The organism is Synechococcus sp. R6-7 (assembly GCF_047461695.1).
GTDB lineage: Bacteria > Cyanobacteriota > Cyanobacteriia > Thermostichales > Thermostichaceae > Thermostichus.
In genome coordinates this window covers 1-6189 of the sequence record NZ_JANSHS010000245.1, presented here as the reverse complement: position 1 = coordinate 6189, position 6189 = coordinate 1, and the positions used below count along the sequence as shown (strand labels likewise).

Here is a 6189-nt window from a genome sequence, read left to right as displayed (position 1 = left end):
CCACAGGACGAGCGCCGGGAGGATGTCACGCATCCACCCTAGCTATGGATTGGGAAGGATGGCCAGCGCTTTTGCACAGGCGCAGCAGGGCACAGTCTCAGTACCCTGGTTGATTGAGTCAATGCAGAGGTGGGATCCCTCTGTTGGGATAGCCGTTAGGGAGGCAGGTTCACGATGCAACTGCGAACAGCTCTGCCGCTGTTGTGCCTTTCTCTCTTGGTAGCTGCTTGCCGGCCCGGCGGGCCACCTCGCAGCATAGGGGGTGAAGGGGGCGGAGAAGGCCAACCCACACCAGTGGCCGTCGGCAGGGTAGAGGAACAGCAAATCGAAGAGACTTCAGAGTTCATGGCCAGCCTCGGATCCCAGCAGGTGGCCAGTATCCGCCCTCAGGTCAGTGGACAGGTGACCCAGGTGTTCGTGCAGCTGGGATCCCAAGTGGCTGCCGGAGCCCCTCTCTTTGAGATCGACAGCCGGCAGCAACAGGCAGCGGTGGCCGGCCAAACGGCGGGGATTGCCGCAGCCCAAGCCAACCTGGAGAGCGGCCGGGCCGTGCTCAGCCAGTTGCGGGCGGATCGGCTGCGGCTGGAGGCAGCGGCGGAGTTTGCCCGGGAGCAGCACGAGCGCAACCTGCGCCTCTTGGCCGAGGGGGCCATCAGCCAGGCGCAAGCGGATCAATCCAGCCGCGACCTGCGCCAGGCGGAGGCGGCTTTGGCGGCGCAACAGGAGCAGATCCGCGCTCAGGAGGCCGCGATCTTGCGGGCAGAGCGGGAGGTGCAGCGAGCCCAGGCCGAGGCGGAGCGGCAACAGGTGCAACTGCAGTTTTTCCAGGTTACAGCTCCCTTTGCCGGCATTGTGGGGGATGTTTTGGTGCGGCAAGGGGACTACGTGACGCCTCAGACGGTTTTGACCACCTTGACCCAAACCCAGGCGCTGGAGCTCAACCTCAACATCCCGTTGCAGCGGGCCCCCCAGCTGCGCATTGGCACGCCGGTGCAGATCCTGGATAGCCGCGGCGAGGTGATCGGCAGCAGCCAAATCTCTTTCATTGCTCCCGAAGCCAACGCCGCCACGCAATCGGTGCTGGCCAAGGCTCTTCTGGAGAACCCTGCCGGCCAGTTGCGCTCGGCCCAGTTTGTGCGGACTCGGGTCATCTGGGAGGAGCGGCCGGCCTTGCTGGTGCCGGTGACGGCGGTGGCCCGCTTGGGGGCGCAAACCTTTGTCTACACGGTGCAGACAACGGAGCCGCCAGCAGAGGGCATGCCCCCGGGGGCGGTGGCGGTGCAAAGGCCGGTGCAGCTGGGATCCATCTACGGAAACAGCTATGAGGTGCTGGAGGGTTTGGAGGCCAATGAGCCAATTGTGCTGAGCGGCCTGCAGAAAATCCGCGATGGCGCCCCGATTGTCGATGAGGTGCTTTTTCAGCAGAGGATGCAGCCACAAGGGGGAGGGAGACCTCCTGGATCCCCGCCCTAGGTCCTCTCTCTCCGGCGGTTTCCCAACTCAGCTATCCCCTTTCACTCCTCACTGCGCTGGACTATGTTTGTTGACTTTTTCATTCGCCGCCCTGTTTTTGCCAGCGTCTGCTCCATCCTGATCGTGCTGGTGGGGGCGGTGAGCATTCCCCTACTGCCGGTGGACTACTACCCACAGGTGGCGCCGCCAGCGGTGAGGGTGACTGCTGTTTATCCTGGGGCCAACGCCGAGACGGTGGAGACGGCGGTAACCAACGTGCTGGAGCAGGAGATCAACGGCCTCGAGGGCATACGCTACCTCTCTTCGGTGAGCAGCAGCAACGGCACCAGCCAGATCACCGTTACCTTCAGCCCGGATCGGGATCTGGACACGGCGGCTGTGGATGTGCAGAACCGGGTGGCGCGGGCCCAGGGCCGGCTGCCGGCGGAGGTGATCCAAAACGGCATCAGCGTGGAAAAGGCCGGCGACAGCGCCTTTGTGCTGGTGTTGGCGCTGCGCTCAGAGGCGGGGGAATACGACGAGCTGTTTTTGAGCAACTACGCGGAGCTGTTTGTGCGGGATGCTTTGCGGCGCATCCGCGGCGTCAGCGATGTCATCATTTTCGGGGAGCGCACCTATGCCATGCGCATCTGGCTGGATCCGACGCGGCTGGCCAGCTATGGTCTGACAGCTCTGGATGTGGTAAACGCAGTGCGCCAGCAGAATATCCAGGTGCCCGCCGGCCAAATTGGCGGCCAGCCCAGCCCCCCGGATCAGGAGTTTCAGATCAGCGTCCAGGCAACGGGGCGGCTGTCACAGCCGGAGGAGTTCGCCCAGATTGTCCTCAGGGCCAACCCCGATGGCAGTTTGGTACGCATTGCCGATGTGGGTCGGGTGGAGCTGGGAGCGCAAAGCTATGATACGTTCTTCCGCATCGGGGGGCAGGAGGCGGTGGGGATCGCCATCACCCAACAACCGGATGCCAACGCCCTGGAGGTGTCGCGGCAGGTGCGGCAGACGTTGGCGCAGCTGGCGGAGAGTTTTCCGCCCGGCTTGATCTACGAGATCCCTTTCGACGCCACCCTGTTCATTACCGAGTCGGTGCAGGAGGTGATTTTTACCCTGCTGCAGGCTATTGCCCTGGTGGTGCTGGTACTGTTCATCTTTTTGCAAGATTGGCGCGTCACCCTCATTCCCACCGTTACAATTCCGGTGGCGCTGCTGGGGACCTTCGCCTTTGTGCGCCTGTTTGGCTTTTCCATCAACACTTTGACTCTGTTCGGCCTCACCCTGGCCACTGGCTTGGTGGTGGACGACACCATTGTGGTGGTGGAGAATATCTCCCGCTACATCCGCGACCGCGGCATGCGGCCTCTGCAGGGGGCCTCGGCGGGGATGAACGAGGTGTTGGGGGCAGTGATCGCCACGACGCTGGTGCTGCTGGGGCTATTTGTGCCTGTTGCTTTCTTTCCTGGCACCAGCGGTCGCATCTACCAGCAGTTTGCCGTCACCATTGCCGTGTCGGTTTCGCTGTCCACGTTTAATGCCATTACCTTGGCTCCGGCTTTGTCGGCGCTGCTAATTCGCCCCCGCTCAGAGCAGATGTTTTGGCTGCTGCGCTGGTTTGACCGCGCCGTGGAAGGGATCCGAGCGGCCTACTGCCGCCTGCTGGAGCTGGTGGTGAAGCTGCGGCTGTTGGTGGTGACGGGGTTTATTGCCTGTTTGGGCCTCACCTACTGGCTGTTCCAAATTGTGCCGACGGGGTTTGTGCCGGATGAGGATCAGGGCTTTTTCATCACCATTGTCCAGGGGCCGCCGGGGGTTTCCCTCAACTATACCGACAGGGTGATCCGGCAGGCCGCCGCTATTTTGGAGGGGATCCCTGAGATCGAAAATCGGGTGATCGTGGGGGGGTTCAGCTTTACCGGGCCCTCGCCGGGGAATGGGCTGATCTTTGCCACCCTCAAGCCCTGGGAAGAGCGGCGGCAACCGGAGCAATCGGCGCAAGCGATTGTCAACCGGCTATTTGGGCCTTTTTTGGGCGGGATCAGCCGCGCATTGGTGATCCCGATCCTGCCGCCGGCCATTCCCAATTTGGGGGTTGCGGGCGGGTTTACTTTCCAGCTTCAGGATCGGGGGGTGAACGATTTCAACCTCTTGGAGCAGACGGCCAACACCCTGTTTTTTGTGGGCAACTCGCCGCCCCCGCCGGGCCAACCCCCCTTGGGCTTGCGGATTAACCCGCCCACCTTCAACGCCAATTCGCCGCAGCTAGAAGTACAGGTGGATCGGGAGATGGCCCAGTTGTTGGGGATCCCTCTGTTGGATGTCTTCGGCACGCTGCAGACGCTGCTGGGGGGCACCTACGTCAATGATTTCGACCTGTTCAACCGCAACTACCGGGTCTATGTGCAGGCGGATCAAGCATTCCGAGGTAACCCGGAAAGCATTGGCCAGTTCTACGTGCGGGGTGGGCAGGGGCAGCTCTTGCCGTTGAGCACCCTGGTTCAGGTGGAGGAGACCACCAGCCCGGCCATCATCAACCACTTCAACCTCTTCCGCTCGGTGGAAATTCAGGGCAGCGCCCTGCCGGGCTTTAGCTCAGGGCAAGCGATTCGGGCTATGGAAACTCTAGCCGCCCAGTTGTTGCCGCAGGGGTTTGGCTTCGAGTGGTCGGGCCTGTCGCTGGAAGAAATCGATTCGGGAGGACAGGCGCCGCTGATCTTTGCTTTGGGCTCGGTGTTCGTCTTCCTGGTGCTGGCGGCGCAATTTGAGAGCTATGTGGATCCCTTGATCATTTTGTTGGCGGTGCCGCTGGCGGTTCTTGGGGCTCTTTTGGCGCAACTGCTGCGGGGCTTGACCAACGACGTCTTCTGCCAAGTCGGGTTGGTGATGTTGATCGGGCTGGCCAGCAAAAACTCCATCTTGATTGTGGAGTTTGCCAACCAGTTGGTTGCCCAAGGGATCCCCCTGGTTAAGGCTGCAGTGCAGGCGGCAGAGACCCGCTTCCGCGCGATTCTCATGACGGCCTTGAGCACCATACTTGGCATTTTCCCGCTGGCAGTGGCCAGCGGGGCCGGGGCCGCCAGCCGTCAGTCTCTGGGCACGGCGGTGATCGGCGGCATGTTCGTCTCGACAATGCTCAGTTTGCTGGTGGTGCCGGTGCTCTATGTCGTGATCAAGGGGATCCAGGTGCGAATTTTGGGGGGATCCCCTTCACCTGTGGATCTGGCGCATTTGCCGCCGCCGGAGGATCCCAAAGAGGTGCTGCCTGGTGGCGACAGCGTTGGGTAGGTAGCCAGGGGAATCTGCTTGATCGCTTTCTCATCCACCGCAGGCCCTGTCCTCGAGCAGTTCGAGCTCGGCTCCGCCGGGCATTTTTTCCCAGAACTGAGCCAGGTGTTGCAGGCCCACAAAGCCCAACTGCCAGAGGATCAAGGCTAGAGGGCCGTGCTGCTGCCGCTGGATCTTCAGGGCCAAAGCCAGTTGTTTGGGCTTGAGGAGCTGCTGCTGGGCAGCAAACTGGCAGAACTGTCGATCCCATTGGCTGAGGGCCTGTAAATCCGGCAGGGTCGGTTCCATAGGTTTGGCTGGGCAGGAAACCCATCGAATTGAATATTGAATCTCGAGGCTCGGGATCCCCAGTGGAGATCCTGCGGATCCCTTGCAACAGGTTTCTTCCAGGGTATGTGACCACCCAGGCCCTCCCAAGGCCGGTTAGGGCAGAGAGGACTGAGCTTTGTCGCAAAGCTGGCTTATAGATCCTGGCAGGTAGATCCTGGCAGGACGGTCTATCCCCAGGGGTCGTCGTCGAAGGGACTATCTGACCAATAGCCACTCTGCTGGGGTGGAGGGGGCTGTTGGGGAAGGGGCGGCGTGTAAGCAGGAGGCGGTGTTGGGATGGGGGTGGGTTTTTCCAGATCCTCAAGTCGGGGCAGGTCGGCGGGCTTGGGCTCGACACCAAGGCTTCTCAGCTTGGCTTGCGTTTCTTGCACTTGCGCATTGAGCTCTTCCAGGTAGGCGCGGTAGTGGTTGGCAGCTTCCAGGTACTGCTTGGCTTTCTTTTCGTTTTCCCGGACGACCGCCTCCAGTTCTTTGGTGCGAACGGTGTAATCGGCCTCTTGGTTGGTGAGGTTTTCGATAGCTTGGTTGAGTACAGCCCGCCGTCGCTCCAGTTGGGCTACGATTTCCGACAACTGTCGTTCTCGCTCGCTGAGGCTGCGTTCCCGGTTTTGAGTTTGTTCCAGTTGAAAGCTGGCCTGGCTGAGCTGCTCTCGCAAATACATCACCTGGGGCTCCGTCTCGTTGCGTTCCTGTTGCAACTCAAAGACCCGCGCTTCCAAGTGATCTTTTTCCTGCTGCAACACTTCCCGCTCGTTCAAAAGACGGGTGTAGAGCTGGTTGAGAAAGTCCACCTCCATCACCACTTGGCTAAGCTGAGTGGCGTATTCCCCAACCAAAGCCAACTCCCGAGCGAGGTTTTGGGTTTCACTGGTGGCTTGATCGGTGAAAAACTGGGGAAGTTGGGTGGTTTCTCTGAGGCGTTGGGTAAATTGCTTGAAGCGGAAAGAAAAGTTGCTCGCCATTGCCGGTGCGGTAGCCTCGAAGATCAGGGGAATGCCGATGGTTGGATTTCACAGGGCTTGGATTGCTTCCAATCTAACATTGAGCTACAGCTTTTGCGGAAGCTTGCCTTAGGTGGGATCGGGGGGAGTTTCAGGGGCCGGCATGGCAACT

4 protein-coding genes are annotated in these 6189 nt (G+C 60.9%); 2 read left to right on the top strand and 2 right to left on the bottom strand.

From position 1 onward, the window contains the following. Positions 1–174 precede the first annotated feature (174 nt). On the top strand, positions 175–1473 hold the full coding sequence (locus NW815_RS07825) for an efflux RND transporter periplasmic adaptor subunit (RefSeq protein ID WP_414390877.1): 1299 nt from the start codon (positions 175–177) through the stop codon (positions 1471–1473). A 63-nt stretch (positions 1474–1536) separates the two neighbouring features. Then, positions 1537–4746: an efflux RND transporter permease subunit gene (locus tag NW815_RS07820; RefSeq protein WP_414415873.1), complete on the top strand. Its 3210-nt coding sequence runs from the start codon at positions 1537–1539 to the stop codon at positions 4744–4746. A gap of 30 nt (positions 4747–4776) precedes the next feature. Here the strand turns inward: NW815_RS07820 and NW815_RS07815 are convergent, their stop codons facing one another. Together NW815_RS07815 and NW815_RS07810 are read right to left on the bottom strand one after the other, a co-directional pair. After that, positions 4777–5034, bottom strand: coding sequence for a DUF2949 domain-containing protein (locus NW815_RS07815; protein ID WP_414332300.1), 258 nt, complete (start codon positions 5032–5034; stop codon positions 4777–4779). A 209-nt stretch (positions 5035–5243) separates the two neighbouring features. Further along, on the bottom strand, positions 5244–6038 hold the full coding sequence (locus tag NW815_RS07810) for a hypothetical protein (protein ID WP_414390040.1): 795 nt from the start codon (positions 6036–6038) through the stop codon (positions 5244–5246). Positions 6039–6189: the final 151 nt, after the last annotated feature.